This window comes from Curtobacterium sp. BNK-1 (assembly GCF_048685235.1).
Classification (GTDB): Bacteria; Pseudomonadota; Gammaproteobacteria; order Enterobacterales; family Enterobacteriaceae; genus Pantoea; species Pantoea agglomerans.
Window position 1 is genome coordinate 383,882 of the sequence record NZ_JBLQTJ010000001.1, and the last position, 14,602, is coordinate 398,483.

Sequence of the window (14,602 nt, forward strand, 5' to 3'; positions counted from 1 at the left end):
AAGCTTCCGTACTCTTTAGCGAGTACGGAAGCCTCTTCATGACCCATTCTGATTCCCCCACCGATGCGCATCCGGCAGAAGATAGCTGGCAGCGCTTTGTCGTGCTGATGCAGCAGGCCTTTGCTGATGGTCATGCGCTGCCACTAATGCAACTGATGATGACGCCCGACGAGCGGGAAGCGTTCGGCACCCGTCTGCGGATTATCGAAGAGTTAATGAACGGCGAGATGAGCCAGCGCGAACTGAAAAATGAGCTCGGCGTTGGCATTGCGACCATTACCCGTGGCTCGAACAGCCTGAAAGAGGCGCCGCCGGAGCTGAAACGCTGGCTGGAGGCGCGTCTGGGACGCGCCTGATCACTGCTGGTAAAGCGGATGGATGAACGGGCAGAGCGCCAGAATCAGTGCCTGATGATAGACACTGGAGCGGCTGAGCAGGCCGTTTGTGAACGCCCCGATAGCGCCACCCTGGTGTTTAATATTTTCGATGCCGGTTAACCGCGCCATCTCTTCACCCAGCTCCCGGCCTTCACGCAGACCCGCCAGCACCACCGGCGGCAGGGTGAAACTGGCCGAGCGCGATTCGCCGCGCTGCTTCTGATTTTCTACCACCATCCAGGCAAACGCGCTGTCATCTTCAATGCCCGCCTCAATCGCTACCCAGAACGCCGCTTCTGGCCGGACCTGCCGGGCATTCATCACGCGCTGACGTGCGCCAGTTCGCGTTTCGAGATGGGTTAACGGTTGTGCTGCTACGCCGCTATCGACCTCGACCCCTTCAATATGGCAGGATCCCTCGCCGAAAACGTCGTTGAATGCCTGAGCAATCGCATGAATTTTCGCTGGATTGGTGGTGGCTGCGACAACATGGTACATAATTGGTTGAACCCTCAGGTGATTAAGCGCCTGGCCCATCGGGCTGTTTGATTTGTCATTCTGAACCCGGGCAGTGCTCACAATCCTCACGTACTTTCCGTACGCGCCGGTTGTTTCGCGCTCTCCGTGTGCAGACTGACTGCAACAATGACGCCTGATGGGGTAAGCTCTAAAGCGATTTTTGTCGCAGTATAACGGAAACTAACATGCTACAGGTCTATCTTGTTCGTCACGGTGAAACGGTATGGAATGCAGAGCGTCGCATTCAGGGTCAGTCCGACAGTCCGCTGACGGAAAAAGGTGAGCAGCAAGCCTGGCAGGTGGGTGAGCGCGTGAAACATCTGGGCATTACGCACATTATTGCCAGCGATCTGGGGCGTACGCGCCGCACCGCGGAGATTATTGCGGATGCCTGCGGTTGCTCAGTCACGCTTGATCCGCGGTTGCGTGAGCTGAATATGGGGGTGCTGGAGAAGCGTCCGCTGGATGGCTTAACCGCGGAAGAAGAGCAGTGGCGCGCCACGCTGGTCAACGGCACCGAAGGGGGCCGTATTCCTGAAGGGGAGTCGATGACTGAGATGGCGACGCGCATGCACGCCGCGCTGAATGCCTGTCTTGATCTTCCTGCCGGAAGCCGTCCACTGCTCGTCAGTCACGGTATGGCGCTGGGGGCGCTGGTCAGCACGATCCTCGGTCTGCCCGCCTATGCGGAACGTCGTCTGCGTCTGCGTAACTGCTCACTCTCACGTGTTGATTATCAGCAGAGCGCCTGGCTGGCAGAAGGCTGGATTGTCGAGACGGCGGGGGATATTTCCCATCTGGATGCGCCTGCACTCGACGAGCTTCAACGCTGATTTACCTGAGGCTGCCGTCGCGATGACGGCAGCCTTAACGTCAGTTGGCTACGGTCTGGCGGCGAATGGGAATCAGATATTCGCAACGGATCTCGGTCGGTGGCTCAGCGCGTTTTTTACCGCCATCGGTGTAAAAGCGTTCGATGTCCTGTCCCTGACGGCGGGTCAGCCCCAGCGTCGGCATGCAGGTGCCATAGAGCAGCAGAATAAACTCCTGCAGATTGACGCGCGGGCCGGTATAGGTGAACTGCACGTAGTCGCCCGCTTCCAGAATCACATTCTGCCCGGAGTGCAGGTTGACCGCGCTGTCAGCAGGCACCGCCGTGGTGTAGAGAATCTCCTGCTCATCATCTTTGTCCTGGCTGGCGCGCACCTGATGCAGGCCATACAGTACCGGCGGCACCGTGTCGGTTTCCAGCAGGAACTGCTTCCAGAAATGAATACGCATTTCGTCGCGGTAGCTGGAAATCTGCTCCAGAATACAGGTGTAGTTCTGGGTTTGTCCTACCAGCACCGTCTCCGGTAAGGTGACGAAAGCCGGTTCCGGCTGCGTCTCATCATCCAGGCGAATAGGGGGACGAATACCGAATGAGTTCCAGTCTGAAGAGCGTCGATACCACGCTGGTGTCTGAGCAAACTGCTTCTTGAATGCGCGAGTAAAAGTCTGTTGTGAATCAAAACGATACTGCAGTGCGATGTCCAGAATCGGGCGGCTGGTCAGGCGCAGCGCCACGGCGGCTTTAGACAGACGACGCGCACGAATATAGGCACCTATTGCGTGTCCGGTTACGTCTTTAAACATCCTCTGTAAATGCCATTTAGAGTAACCGGCTTTCTGGGCAACATTGTCCAGTGAAAGGGGTTGATCCAGATGGCTCTCCAGCCAGACAAGCAAATCGCGAATGATACCGGCTTGGTCCATAAAACATCCTCATACTCTGGTGGTGCAGCTAAACGCATTCGAAGAATATTAGCACTCATTGCTCAAAAGACGTGGGCCGTTTTCCGGGGAAGGTTGTGCTAAATCAGTACGGGCTTCAACCCGTTTTGGTTTGGTCATTAACTCGATTAACAGTACATTACATTCTCATCTATTCCATTTGCAATGGTAACTCCATGACAATATTCCGACTTATGATCGCTGCGCTGACCACGCTGACCTTTTCCAGCCCGCTGTTTGCCGAACAGATTGGCTCTGTTGATACGGTATTCAAGATATTCGGGCCTGACCACAAGATTGTCGTTGAGGCTTTCGATGATCCGGACGTTAAAAATGTAACCTGTTATATCAGCCGGGCGAAAACCGGGGGTATTAAAGGCGGACTGGGTCTGGCAGAAGATACCTCTGATGCCGCGATCTCCTGTCAGCAGGTGGGTCCGGTCGAGCTGAGTGATAAAATCGCGCAGGGCAAAGCAGAGGGTGAAGTGGTATTCCGCCAGCGCACCTCATTGATCTTCAAGAAGCTGCAGGTTGTACGCTTCTTCGACAAAAAGCGCAACGCCCTGGTCTATCTGACCTATTCCGATAAAGTGGTTGATGGCTCACCGAAAAATGCGATCAGCGCCGTGCCGATTATGCCGTGGCACTAAGGACAAAAAAAACGCCCGCAGGGGCGTTTTTTATTTGCCGCGTCTGACAGGGGTTTAATCCTGCAGGTCACCGCAGAAGCGATAACCTTCACCATGAATGGTGGCGATGATCTCTGGCGTGTCCGGCGTTGATTCGAAATGCTTACGAATACGACGAATGGTGACATCAACGGTGCGATCGTGTGGCTTGAGGTCGCGGCCGGTCATTTTTTTCAGCAGATCGGCACGGGTCTGAATTTTACCCGGGTTTTCGCAGAAGTGCAGCATGGCGCGGAACTCACTGCGTGGCAGTTTGTAGTGCTCGCCGTTCGGGTTGATCAGTGAGCGGCTGTTGATATCCAGCTCCCAACCGTTGAACTTGTAGCTCTCTACCTGACGACGCTCTTCGCCTGGCATGGCCAGATTCATGGTGCGCGACAGCAGGTTGCGGGCACGAATAGTCAGCTCACGCGGATTAAACGGTTTGGTGATGTAGTCGTCAGCGCCAATTTCCAGACCAAGAATTTTATCGACTTCGTTGTCACGGCCGGTCAGGAACATCAGGGCGACATTGGCCTGCTCACGCAGTTCACGGGCCAGCAACAGGCCGTTTTTACCGGGCAGGTTGATGTCCATGATGACCAGGTTAACGTCATTGTCGGTCAGCACCTGATGCATTTCAGCACCATCAGTCGCCTCATACACCACATAACCTTCCGCCTCAAAAATACTTTTGAGGGTATTACGCGTGACCAGTTCGTCTTCAACGATAAGAATGTGCGGGGTCTGCATGTTTAGCTACCTAAAATTTGCCAACAAATTGAAAACAGGGCGTACAGCGGTATGGCGTTCTCCATCATCGAGAGCGGCGGGCCGCGCTGAACCGTTGTACGAAATCATATTTTGATAAGCCATCTATCAACGTCAACAACAGTATTAGCTCAGCCAGTCAGGATGAAAATTGCATGCCCCGGGCGTTAATGATAATGGCGCATATCCTAACTGTATTAACAGCAACCTAACAGCACCAACTACAACCGATAAGCATAAAAACAACGCTTCGTTGACTTATATCAAATGCAATTGTAGCACGTTAACACTTTTGTGAAAAACTTCTCGCAGATTGCCTGTTTAGCTCACAAAAAGCATCATTTTCGTTACATTTTTTATGCAGTCGGGCCAAAATAAAACCCGCCGGAAATCACATTCTATCTCGTTGAAGTTAAATGGTTTAATAATGATTTCTTTAATAAAGCTCGTTTCAGGGATAAAAAGATTCAGGCCATCAATTTTAACCAGTTTTAACATGGTTAACACACGATTTTCTTATTACCTTCTGGCGACTGAATCATTAACAGCCATGTTAATATGGCGTTATGTTAATGGACCAATGGAATAAATATGCTTTTTCCCCTGATTCTCGTCTCGCCCGCGCGGCCAGAAAATATCGGCGCTGCGGCGCGTGCCATGAAAACCATGGGATTCAGTCAGCTGCGCATCGTTGCCAGTGACGCCTGGCAGGATCCCGCAGCGCGCCGGGTGGCACATGGTGCCGGCGAAATTCTCGACAACGTTCAGACCTTTGCAACCCTGGCCGACGCGTTAGCGGACATCGATTTTTCGGTCGCGACCACCGCGCGCAGCCGGGCAAAGTTTCGTTATTACGCCACACCGGAGCAGGTTGAAACGCAATTGCTGGAGAAACGCCAGTGGGTAAACAGTATGGCGCTGGTGTTTGGCCGCGAAGATAGCGGGCTGACCAACGAGGAGCTGGAGCTTGTAGACCTGCTGACCGGCATCCCGATGGCGAATGACTATCCTTCACTCAATCTCGGACAGGCGGTGATGGTCTACTGCTATCAGCTGTCGAAGCTGAATCAGGTTGAGGCATCAAAAGCCTCTGCGGCGGATGGGCAGCAGTTGCAGGCGCTGCGTCAGCGTTTCCATCAGCTGCTGGTGCAACTGGAGGTCAGTGATGATGAGAAGCTGTCAGACTGGATCGATCAGCGGGTAGGGCTGCTGGAACAGCGCGACAGTGCGATGCTGCATCGTCTGCTGCACGATATTGAAAAAAAAACTCACAGATAAATCCTCGGCAAAAAGCTGATTTTACAGCAACAGATCGCAGGGAATTTCTGCATCGCAACCGATCGAACAGCGTTTTACGCTTTCACCGGTGGCTGTGCGCAGTGGTGGAAATCTGTCCGCCGGACAAATCGGGTTGACTTAATGTGCGCTTTGCTTTACTTCTGGAAGCAAGACGGACAGACAAAAACAGACAGAAAATAAATCTAAATGCGTAAAATCAGCCTGAACACCACAATTATTACCACCACCATTACCACAGGTAACGGTGCGGGCTGACGCATACAGGAAAAACAGAAAATAAGCCCGCACCTAAACAGTGCGGGCTTTTTTTTCGGCTTAAATTCAGGAGAGTTTATATTATGCGAGTGCTGAAATTCGGCGGGACCTCGGTAGCGAATGCGGAGCGGTTTCTTCGCGTCGCTGACATTCTGGAAAGTAATGCGCAACAAGGACAGGTTGCAACCGTGCTCTCTGCGCCAGCAAAGATCACTAACCATCTGGTGGCGATGATTGAAAAAACCATCAGTGGTCAGGATGCTTTGCCGAATATCAGCGACGCCGAACGCATCTTCAGCCAGCTGTTGCAGGGACTGGCTGACGCGCAGCCGGGCTTTGAGTACGATCGACTGAAAACCCGCGTTGACCTGGAGTTTGCGCAGCTGAAGCAGGTTCTGCACGGTATCAGCCTGCTGGGGCAGTGCCCGGACAGCGTCAACGCGGCGATTATCTGCCGCGGTGAAAAACTCTCGATTGCGATCATGGAAGCGCTGCTGCAGGCGCGCGGCCATGAGGTCAGCGTGATCGATCCGGTGGAGAAATTGCTGGCGGTCGGCCACTACCTTGAATCTACTGTCGATATCGCCGAATCAACCCGCCGCATTGAAGCAAGTCAGATTCCGCCGCAGAACATGATCCTGATGGCGGGCTTCACGGCCGGTAACGAGCGAGGCGAGCTGGTCGTACTGGGCCGTAACGGTTCTGACTATTCAGCCGCTGTGCTGGCCGCCTGTCTGCGCGCCGACTGCTGTGAAATCTGGACTGATGTGGATGGCGTCTATACCTGCGATCCGCGTCAGGTGCCGGATGCGCGCCTGCTGAAGTCGATGTCCTATCAGGAGGCGATGGAGCTCTCCTATTTCGGCGCCAAAGTACTGCATCCCCGCACCATCGCGCCCATTGCTCAGTTCCAGATCCCCTGCCTGATCAAAAACACGGCCAATCCGCAGGCACCCGGCACCCTGATTGGAGCAGAAGGCGAACAGGATGAGAACCCGGTAAAAGGCATCACCAACCTGAATAATATGGCGATGGTCAACGTCTCCGGTCCTGGCATGAAAGGGATGGTCGGGATGGCGGCCAGAGTCTTTGCGGCGATGTCGCGCACCGGCATCTCGGTGGTGCTGATCACCCAATCCTCTTCCGAATACAGCATCAGTTTCTGCGTGCCGCAGAGCGAGCTGGCGCGGGCGCGTCAGGTGCTGGAGGAGGAGTTCTACCTGGAGCTGAAAGATGGCCTGCTGGATCCGCTGGATATCATTGAAAACCTGGCGGTGATTTCAGTGGTGGGCGATGGCATGCGCACGCTGCGCGGCATTTCAGCCAAATTCTTCTCGGCGCTGGCGCGCGCCAATATCAATATCGTGGCGATTGCTCAGGGCTCCTCCGAGCGTTCAATCTCAGTGGTGGTGAACAATGATGAAGTGATCACCGGGGTTCGCGTGGTGCATCAGATGCTGTTCGCCACCGATCAGGTGATCGAAGTGTTTGTGGTCGGCGTCGGCGGCGTCGGCGGCGCGCTGCTGGATCAGTTACATCGCCAGCAGGCGTGGCTGAAGAAAAAGCATATCGACCTGCGCGTCTGCGGCATCGCTAACTCCCGTGCGCTGTTAACCCACGTCCACGGCATTGATTTAAGCAACTGGCAGGCGGCATTAGGCGAAGCGAAAGAGCCGTTCAATCTCGGTCGTCTGACCCGTCTGGTTAAAGAGTATCACCTGCTCAATCCGGTGATTGTGGATTGTACTTCCAGCCAGGCGGTCGCCGATCAGTATGCTGATTTTCTCAGCGAAGGTTTCCATGTGGTGACGACAAACAAAAAGGCCAACACCTCATCCTGGAATTACTATCAGCAGATGCGCGCCGCCGCTGCCAAATCGCGGCGTAAATTCCTTTATGATACCAACGTCGGCGCCGGACTGCCGGTGATCGAAAACCTGCAGAACCTGATGAACGCCGGTGATGAGCTGCTGCGCTTCTCCGGTATCCTCTCTGGCTCGCTGTCCTACATCTTCGGCCAGCTGGATGACGGAATGTCACTGTCGCAGGCGACAACGATGGCGCGTGAGATGGGCTTTACCGAGCCCGATCCGCGTGACGACCTCTCCGGCACCGATGTGGCGCGTAAGCTGCTGATCCTGGCCCGTGAAGCGGGTCATCAGCTGGAGCTGAGCGACATTGAGATTGAGCCGCTGCTGCCCGCCAGCCTGACCGAAATCCAGGACATTGAGCAGTTTATGCAGCGTCTGCCTGAGCTGGATAACGCCTTTGCCGCCCGGGTTGCGCAGGCGCAGGATGAGGGCAAAGTATTGCGCTATGTTGGCGTGATTGAAGAGGGCGGCATCTGCAAAGTGAAGATCGACGCCGTTGACGGCAACGATCCACTCTATAAGGTGAAAAACGGCGAGAATGCGCTGGCGTTTTACAGCCGCTACTATCAACCGATTCCGCTGGTGCTGCGCGGATACGGTGCAGGAAATGATGTCACAGCGGCCGGTGTCTTTGCCGACCTGCTGCGGACACTGTCATGGAAGTTGGGAGTTTAATCATGGTAAAAATTTACGCACCGGCCTCGATTGGTAACGTCAGCGTCGGCTTCGATGTGCTGGGCGCGGCGGTTTCGCCGGTAGATGGCTCCCTGTTGGGTGACTGCGTCTCCGTGGAAGCGGCAGAGCAGTTTTCACTGACCAACGCCGGACGTTTTGTCAGTAAGCTGCCCGCCGATCCGAAAGAGAATATTGTTTACCAGTGCTGGCAGCGTTTCTGCCAGGAAATCGGCAAAGCGATCCCGGTGGCGATGACGCTGGAGAAGAACATGCCCATCGGCTCCGGGCTGGGTTCCAGCGCCTGCTCGGTGGTGGCCGGTTTAATGGCGATGAACGAGTTTTGCGGCAAGCCTCTCAGCGACAGCACGTTACTGACCCTGATGGGTGAGCTGGAAGGGCGAATCTCCGGCAGCGTGCACTATGATAATGTCGCCCCTTGCTTCCTCGGCGGCATTCAGCTGATGCTGCAGGAGAATGACATTATCAGCCAGGCGGTGCCGGGCTTTGATGACTGGCTGTGGGTGATGGCCTATCCGGGCATTAAAGTTTCGACCGCAGAAGCGCGCGCCATTTTACCGGCGCAGTACCGCAAAGAGGACTGCATCAGGCATGGCCGTTTGCTGGCCGGCTTCATTCACGCCTGCCATACGCGTCAGCCGCAGCTGGCAGCTAAACTTATGCAGGATGTGATTGCCGAACCTTACCGGACCCGGCTGCTGCCAGGCTTCACCGAGGCGCGGCAGGCCGCGAAAGATATTGGCGCACTGGCGTGCGGTATCTCAGGCTCTGGTCCGACACTTTTCGCCGTTTGCAATCAGATGGAAACGGCACAGCGGATGGCTGACTGGCTGAGCCAGCACTATCTGCAGAATGATGAAGGCTTCGTCCATATCTGCCGTCTCGACACGGCTGGCGCACGACAATTGGGATAACGCATGAAACTCTACAATCTTAAGGATCACAACGAGCAGGTCAGCTTCGCCCAAGCGGTGAAACAGGGTCTGGGTTCGCAGCAGGGTCTGTTCTTTCCGCTGGAACTGCCGGAGTTTGAACTGACCGACATCGACGCGATGCTGGAGATGGATTTTGTCAGCCGCAGCAGCAAAATTCTCTCGGCTTTCATTGGTGACGAGATTCCGGCCCAGCAGCTGCATGAGCGTGTTAAAGCCGCTTTTGCTTTTCCGGCCCCGGTGAAAGCCGTCAGCGAAGATATCGCCTGTCTGGAGCTGTTCCACGGCCCGACGCTGGCGTTTAAAGATTTCGGCGGCCGTTTTATGGCGCAGATGCTGTCGTATGTCTCAGGCTCAGATGAGCAGATCACCATTCTCACCGCCACCTCCGGTGATACCGGCGCGGCCGTGGCGCACGCCTTTTACGGCATGAAGAACGTGCGCGTGGTGATCCTCTATCCGCAGGGCAAAATCAGTCCGCTGCAGGAGAAACTCTTCTGTACCCTGGGCGGCAACATCGAAACCATCTCTATCGACGGCGATTTTGATGCCTGCCAGTCGCTGGTGAAACAGGCGTTTGATGATGAAGAGCTGAAGCGCGCGATTGGCCTGAACTCGGCTAACTCCATCAACATCAGCCGCCTGCTGGCGCAGATCTGCTACTACTTTGAAGCGGTCGCGCAGCTGCCACAGGAAAAACGTAATCAGCTGGTGGTGTCAGTGCCGAGCGGCAACTTTGGTGATTTGACCGCCGGTCTGCTGGCGAAATCGCTGGGCCTGCCGATCAAACGCTTTATCGCCGCCACCAACGCCAACGACACGGTGCCGCGCTTCCTGGGCAACGGCGAGTGGCAGCCAAACCAGACGGTCTCTACGCTGTCGAATGCCATGGATGTCAGCCAGCCTAATAACTGGCCGCGTGTGGAAGAGCTGTTCCGCCGTAAAACCTGGCGCTTAACCGATCTGGCCTGTGGTGCGGTCTCGGATGAGACCACGCGCGCCGCCATGCGTGAACTGGCTGAGATGGGCTACATTTCCGAGCCGCATGCCGCCATCGCCTGGCGTCTGCTGCGCGATCAGCTGCAGGAAGGGGAATATGGTGTGTTCCTGGGAACCGCGCATCCGGCGAAATTCCGCGAAAGTGTGGAAGCGATCCTTGAACAGACCCTGACGCTGCCGCCGGAGTTAGCGGAGCGCGCCGACCTGCCGCTGCTGTCGCATCAGATGAAGGGTGATTTCGCCTCGCTGCGGGCGTTTCTGCTGAAGTAAACCTGTGAAAGGCTTCCCGGTTGCGGGAAGCCTGTTTGTGGAAAGCAGAGGGCGCGGGGTGTTACTGCTCTGCGCGCTTAAAGACCAGCTCGCTCTCGCTGCTGCTGGCTGCATCAAAACGATAGCCATCCAGATCAAACGCCTTAAGCTGTTCCGGCTTCGTCAGGCGCTGCTGAATCACATAGCGACTCATTAATCCACGCGCCTTTTTGGCATAGAAGCTAATCACTTTGTAACTGCCATTCTTCTCGTCGAGGAACACCGGCTTAATCATCTGTGCCCGCAGCGTCTTCGGCTTAACCGCCCGGAAATATTCGTCCGAGGCGAGGTTGATCAGCACCTCATCGCCCTGTTCCGCCAGCGCGGCATTCAGCGTTTCAGTGATGAGATCGCCCCAGAAGGTGTAGAGATCTTTGCCCGCCGGATTCGCCAGGCGAATGCCCATCTCCAGACGGTAAGGCTGCATTAAATCGAGTGGACGCAGTACGCCATACAGGCCTGATAACATACGCAGGTGCTGCTGAGCAAAATCGAAATCCTGATCGCTGAAGGTCTCTGCCTGTAAACCGGTGTAGACATCACCTTTGAACGCCAGGATAGCCTGACGGGCATTCTTAGGGGAAAAATCGGGCTGCCAGCTGTTAAAGCGCTCGGCATTGAGGTGCGCCAGTTTATCGCTGATGCCCATTAACGAGGCGATGCTGGCGGGTGACAGCTCGCGCGCAATTTCAATCAGCTGTTGTGACTTTTCTAACAGCGCAGGCTGGGTGAAACGCGTTGTCGCCAGCGGGCTTTCATAATCCAGCGTCTTGGCGGGAGAGATCACCATCAACATAGTTGCTTCCTCGGTTAATGCCTGGTTTAACAGGGCATTGGCTGCTTATCAGGCTTCGCAGTGTACCAAAAAAGCCGCAAAGAATGACGAATCACACCTATTTGTTCGCGCTATCGTAAACGGCATTCCCTCACCTTGCGCCACCGTTGCCGCGTGATATTATCGCAACAGCCTTTTTTCACACTGACAGTTAACTAAGAGAAAAGAACATGACGGACAAACTTACCTCCCTGCGTCAGCTCACCACCGTCGTCGCCGACACCGGTGATATTGCAGCCATGAAGCTGTATCAGCCACAAGACGCCACCACCAACCCTTCTCTGATTCTCAACGCCGCGCAAATTCCTGAATACCGTAAACTGATCGATGAAGCGATCGGCTGGGCGCGTGAGCAGAGCAGCAACAAAGAAGAGCAGCTGCAGCTGGTTTCTGACAAGCTGGCCGTGAACATTGGTCTGGAAATTCTCAAACTGATCCCAGGCCGCATCTCGACGGAAGTGGATGCGCGTCTCTCTTACGACACTGAAGGCAGCATCGCCAAAGCCCGCAGCCTGATCAAACTCTACAATGATGCCGGTATCAGCAACGACCGCATCCTGATCAAACTGGCCTCTACCTGGCAGGGCATCCGTGCTGCAGAGCAGCTGGAAAAAGAGGGTATCAACTGTAACCTGACGCTGCTGTTCTCCTTTGCTCAGGCGCGTGCCTGTGCTGAAGCGGGCGTGTTCCTGATCTCTCCGTTTGTTGGCCGTATCCTCGACTGGTACAAAGCCAACACCGACAAGAAAGAGTATGCCGCGCACGAAGATCCAGGCGTGGTTTCAGTTTCTGAAATCTACAACTACTACAAGCAGCACGGCTATGAAACCGTGGTGATGGGCGCCAGCTTCCGTAACGTCGGCGAAATCATCGAGCTGGCTGGCTGTGACCGCCTGACCATTTCTCCTGCGCTACTGAAAGAGCTGGCGGAGAGCGAAGGCACCCTGGAGCGTAAACTGAGCTACAGCGGCGAAGTGAAAGCGCGTCCGGCCCGCATGACCGAGTCTGAGTTCCTGTGGCAGCACAACCAGGATCCTATGGCGGTTGCGAAGCTGGCAGAAGGTATCCGCAATTTTGCCGTTGATCAGGGCAAACTTGAGAAGATGCTGGCAGAACTGCTGTAATCTGTTGACCGTGGCGGCGCAGGCTGCCACGGTTTTCCCTTTTCCGACCCTTTCACTTTATATTATCCTCTCGGCTATTCCCCTTTTACTCCAACCGCACCGCGGTAAATCACAGCGAAGCTAATCATGAATACATTACGCATTGGCCTGATCTCGGTCTCCGATCGCGCCGCGAACGGCATTTATCAGGATCAGGGTATTCCCGCGCTGGAGAGCTGGCTCGGCAGCGCAATCAGCAGCCCGTTTGAGATTGAGTCCCGACTGGTGCCCGACGAGCAGCCGATGATTGAGCAGGCGATTTGCGAACTGGTCGATGAACGTTTTTGCCATCTGGTGTTAACCACCGGCGGCACCGGACCGGCCCGACGCGATGTCACGCCCGATGCCACCTTAGCCGTTGCCGATCGTGAAATGCCTGGTTTTGGTGAGCAGATGCGCCAGATCAGCCTGCAGTTCGTGCCGACCGCGATTCTGTCGCGTCAGGTCGGGGTGATCCGCAAGCAGTCGCTGATCCTCAATTTGCCTGGTCAGCCGAAGTCGATCAAAGAGACGCTGGAAGGGCTGAAGGATGAGCAGGGCAACGTAAAAGTTCACGGCATCTTTGCATCTGTACCTTATTGTTTACAGTTGCTGGAAGGGCCTTACGTCGAAACGCATTCCAGCGTAGTAGCAGCATTTCGGCCTAAAAGCGCGATACGTGAGATAAATAACTAAATATTCCCCATTTCAGGCATAAGCTATAGCCTTGCTGGTGTGGCAAAAGATTGACGGTATAGTAATAAGATCTTTACAACCTTATCTCTTTTGCCTCTGGAATATTATGAATCCGACTCACACTCAGCGTCTGACCGGTAAGGATTACAAGACCCTGGCGCTGGCCGCGCTGGGCGGCGCGCTGGAATTCTACGACTTCATTATCTTCGTTTTCTTCGCCACCGTGATTGGCGAACTCTTTTTCCCTTCGGATATTCCGGAATGGCTGCGTCAGCTGCAGACGTTTGCCATTTTTGCTGCAGGCTATCTGGCTCGTCCGCTGGGCGGCATCGTGATGGCGCATTTTGGCGATAAGCTCGGGCGCAAAAAGATGTTCAGCCTGAGCATTCTGCTGATGGCGCTGCCGACCCTGATGATGGGCGCTTTACCCACCTGGCAGACGATTGGCATTGCTGCGCCACTGCTGATGCTGCTGATGCGGATGTTACAGGGCGCGGCGATTGGCGGTGAAGTGCCGGGCGCCTGGGTGTTTGTCGCGGAACACGTGCCCTATAAACGTATCGGCATCGCCTGCGGCACGCTGACGGCCGGGCTGACTATCGGCATTTTACTGGGGTCGCTGGTAGCCACGCTGATCAATACCTCAATGTCGCAGCAGGCGATCCATGATGGCGGCTGGCGCATCCCGTTCTTCCTCGGCGGCGTGTTCGGGCTGGTCGCGATGTACCTGCGTCGCTGGCTGCATGAGACGCCGGTGTTTATTGAGATGCAGCAGCGTAAAGCGCTGGCGGAAACCCTGCCGCTGAAGACCGTGCTGGCAGAGCATAAAAAGTCGATTGTCATCTCTATGCTGCTGACCTGGCTGCTTTCCGCCTGCATCGTGGTGGTGATCCTGATGTCGCCGGTCTGGCTGCAAAAACAGCAGGGCATCGCGCCTGCGCTGACCCTGCAGGCCAACAGCATCGCCACCGTGATGCTCTGCATTGGCTGCATTATTGCCGGACTCGCGGCCGATCGCTTTGGTGCCAGTCGTACGCTGTGTGTCGGCAGCCTGCTGCTGGCGATCTGTAGCTGGCAGTTTTATCACCTGACCGCCCTCTATCCACAGCAGCTCTTCCTGCTTTATGGCATGGCGGGTTTCAGCGTCGGTATCGTCGGCGTGGTGCCCTTTGTGATGGTGCGCGCCTTTCCGGCAGAAGTGCGTTTTACCGGGCTCTCATTTTCCTACAACCTCTCCTATGCGATCTTTGGCGGGCTGACACCGATCTTTGTGTCGCTGCTGATGAACGTCTCAGAGATGGCACCCTGCTGGTATGTGATGGCGCTGGCGCTGGTAGGATTGCTGACGGGGATCTGGCTGCGGCGTGATGTCAGCCACGAGCCTGGCCTGCAGCAGGGGATTAACTCTTTGTAATGCGGGGACGCGGAGCCAGGCTCCGCGTCTTTTTTATGCGTAAAGGCAG

Annotated in this window: 15 protein-coding genes and 1 other annotated feature; of the genes, 11 read left to right on the top strand and 4 right to left on the bottom strand. The window is 55.4% G+C overall.

Features of this window, described 5'->3' with window-relative positions; translation table 11 throughout:
- The first annotated feature begins 38 nt into the window (after positions 1–38).
- Positions 39–356, top strand: coding sequence for a trp operon repressor (trpR, locus tag ACMGGP_RS01705; RefSeq protein WP_010253656.1), 318 nt, complete (start codon positions 39–41; stop codon positions 354–356).
- Here the strand turns inward: trpR and yjjX are convergent, their stop codons facing one another.
- Complete coding sequence (yjjX, locus tag ACMGGP_RS01710) at positions 357–875, bottom strand: inosine/xanthosine triphosphatase (protein ID WP_010253660.1); 519 nt, start codon at positions 873–875, stop codon at positions 357–359. It abuts the gene before it with no gap.
- A gap of 206 nt (positions 876–1,081) precedes the next feature.
- Between yjjX and gpmB the strand changes: the two genes are divergently transcribed.
- Positions 1,082–1,729 (top strand): 2,3-diphosphoglycerate-dependent phosphoglycerate mutase GpmB, encoded by a 648-nt coding sequence (gene gpmB, locus ACMGGP_RS01715; RefSeq protein ID WP_010253664.1) that lies wholly within the window; start codon positions 1,082–1,084, stop codon positions 1,727–1,729.
- 40 nt (positions 1,730–1,769) lie between these two features.
- Here gpmB and robA read toward each other — a convergent pair whose 3' ends face one another.
- On the bottom strand, positions 1,770–2,651 hold the full coding sequence (gene robA, locus ACMGGP_RS01720) for an MDR efflux pump AcrAB transcriptional activator RobA (protein ID WP_498798086.1): 882 nt from the start codon (positions 2,649–2,651) through the stop codon (positions 1,770–1,772).
- A gap of 194 nt (positions 2,652–2,845) precedes the next feature.
- Here robA and creA point away from each other — a divergent pair, with 194 nt between their 5' ends.
- Positions 2,846–3,319, top strand: a complete 474-nt coding sequence (gene creA / locus ACMGGP_RS01725; protein WP_010253671.1) for a protein CreA — start codon at positions 2,846–2,848, stop codon at positions 3,317–3,319.
- 54 nt (positions 3,320–3,373) lie between these two features.
- Here creA and arcA read toward each other — a convergent pair whose 3' ends face one another.
- Positions 3,374–4,090 carry a two-component system response regulator ArcA gene (gene arcA, locus ACMGGP_RS01730; RefSeq protein ID WP_010253677.1) on the bottom strand — a complete coding sequence of 239 codons (717 nt, stop codon included), beginning with the start codon at positions 4,088–4,090 and terminating at the stop codon, positions 3,374–3,376.
- A gap of 609 nt (positions 4,091–4,699) precedes the next feature.
- Between arcA and ACMGGP_RS01735 the strand changes: the two genes are divergently transcribed.
- The 5 genes from ACMGGP_RS01735 to thrC all read left to right on the top strand — a co-directional run bounded on the left by ACMGGP_RS01735 (position 4,700) and on the right by thrC (position 10,427).
- On the top strand, positions 4,700–5,386 hold the full coding sequence (locus tag ACMGGP_RS01735; protein ID WP_045140787.1) for a tRNA/rRNA methyltransferase: 687 nt from the start codon (positions 4,700–4,702) through the stop codon (positions 5,384–5,386).
- A gap of 207 nt (positions 5,387–5,593) precedes the next feature.
- Positions 5,594–5,662 (top strand): thr operon leader peptide, encoded by a 69-nt coding sequence (gene thrL / locus ACMGGP_RS01740; protein WP_071591720.1) that lies wholly within the window; start codon positions 5,594–5,596, stop codon positions 5,660–5,662.
- Positions 5,601–5,719 (top strand) — a sequence feature (Thr leader region). (Overlaps the previous gene by 62 nt.)
- 26 nt (positions 5,720–5,745) lie before the next feature.
- A complete protein-coding gene (gene thrA / locus ACMGGP_RS01745) occupies positions 5,746–8,208 on the top strand; it encodes a bifunctional aspartate kinase/homoserine dehydrogenase I (RefSeq protein WP_498798087.1) in 2,463 nt (820 codons plus the stop codon).
- A gap of 2 nt (positions 8,209–8,210) precedes the next feature.
- Complete coding sequence (gene thrB / locus ACMGGP_RS01750) at positions 8,211–9,140, top strand: homoserine kinase (RefSeq protein ID WP_010671694.1); 930 nt, start codon at positions 8,211–8,213, stop codon at positions 9,138–9,140.
- Between the two features lie 3 nt (positions 9,141–9,143).
- Positions 9,144–10,427 carry a threonine synthase gene (gene thrC, locus ACMGGP_RS01755; RefSeq protein ID WP_010671693.1) on the top strand — a complete coding sequence of 428 codons (1,284 nt, stop codon included), beginning with the start codon at positions 9,144–9,146 and terminating at the stop codon, positions 10,425–10,427.
- A gap of 61 nt (positions 10,428–10,488) precedes the next feature.
- Here the strand turns inward: thrC and yaaA are convergent, their stop codons facing one another.
- Positions 10,489–11,262: a peroxide stress protein YaaA gene (yaaA, locus tag ACMGGP_RS01760; RefSeq protein WP_010253688.1), complete on the bottom strand. Its 774-nt coding sequence runs from the start codon at positions 11,260–11,262 to the stop codon at positions 10,489–10,491.
- Positions 11,263–11,471: 209 nt separating this feature from the next.
- Here yaaA and tal point away from each other — a divergent pair, with 209 nt between their 5' ends.
- The 3 genes from tal to ACMGGP_RS01775 all read left to right on the top strand — a co-directional run bounded on the left by tal (position 11,472) and on the right by ACMGGP_RS01775 (position 14,553).
- Positions 11,472–12,425, top strand: coding sequence for a transaldolase (gene tal, locus ACMGGP_RS01765; protein ID WP_013356716.1), 954 nt, complete (start codon positions 11,472–11,474; stop codon positions 12,423–12,425).
- Between the two features lie 126 nt (positions 12,426–12,551).
- Complete coding sequence (gene mog / locus ACMGGP_RS01770; RefSeq protein ID WP_010253692.1) at positions 12,552–13,139, top strand: molybdopterin adenylyltransferase; 588 nt, start codon at positions 12,552–12,554, stop codon at positions 13,137–13,139.
- 106 nt (positions 13,140–13,245) lie between these two features.
- On the top strand, positions 13,246–14,553 hold the full coding sequence (locus tag ACMGGP_RS01775) for an MFS transporter (RefSeq protein WP_187511952.1): 1,308 nt from the start codon (positions 13,246–13,248) through the stop codon (positions 14,551–14,553).
- Positions 14,554–14,602: the final 49 nt, after the last annotated feature.

Coding starts and splice junctions, on each gene's coding strand:
- trpR (WP_010253656.1), top strand. CDS start 39: ATGACCCATTCTGATTCCCCCACCGATGCGCATCCGGCAGAAGATAGC.
- yjjX (WP_010253660.1), bottom strand. CDS start 875: ATGTACCATGTTGTCGCAGCCACCACCAATCCAGCGAAAATTCATGCG.
- gpmB (WP_010253664.1), top strand. CDS start 1,082: ATGCTACAGGTCTATCTTGTTCGTCACGGTGAAACGGTATGGAATGCA.
- robA (WP_498798086.1), bottom strand. CDS start 2,651: ATGGACCAAGCCGGTATCATTCGCGATTTGCTTGTCTGGCTGGAGAGC.
- creA (WP_010253671.1), top strand. CDS start 2,846: ATGACAATATTCCGACTTATGATCGCTGCGCTGACCACGCTGACCTTT.
- arcA (WP_010253677.1), bottom strand. CDS start 4,090: ATGCAGACCCCGCACATTCTTATCGTTGAAGACGAACTGGTCACGCGT.
- ACMGGP_RS01735 (WP_045140787.1), top strand. CDS start 4,700: ATGCTTTTTCCCCTGATTCTCGTCTCGCCCGCGCGGCCAGAAAATATC.
- thrA (WP_498798087.1), top strand. CDS start 5,746: ATGCGAGTGCTGAAATTCGGCGGGACCTCGGTAGCGAATGCGGAGCGG.
- thrB (WP_010671694.1), top strand. CDS start 8,211: ATGGTAAAAATTTACGCACCGGCCTCGATTGGTAACGTCAGCGTCGGC.
- thrC (WP_010671693.1), top strand. CDS start 9,144: ATGAAACTCTACAATCTTAAGGATCACAACGAGCAGGTCAGCTTCGCC.
- yaaA (WP_010253688.1), bottom strand. CDS start 11,262: ATGTTGATGGTGATCTCTCCCGCCAAGACGCTGGATTATGAAAGCCCG.
- tal (WP_013356716.1), top strand. CDS start 11,472: ATGACGGACAAACTTACCTCCCTGCGTCAGCTCACCACCGTCGTCGCC.
- mog (WP_010253692.1), top strand. CDS start 12,552: ATGAATACATTACGCATTGGCCTGATCTCGGTCTCCGATCGCGCCGCG.
- ACMGGP_RS01775 (WP_187511952.1), top strand. CDS start 13,246: ATGAATCCGACTCACACTCAGCGTCTGACCGGTAAGGATTACAAGACC.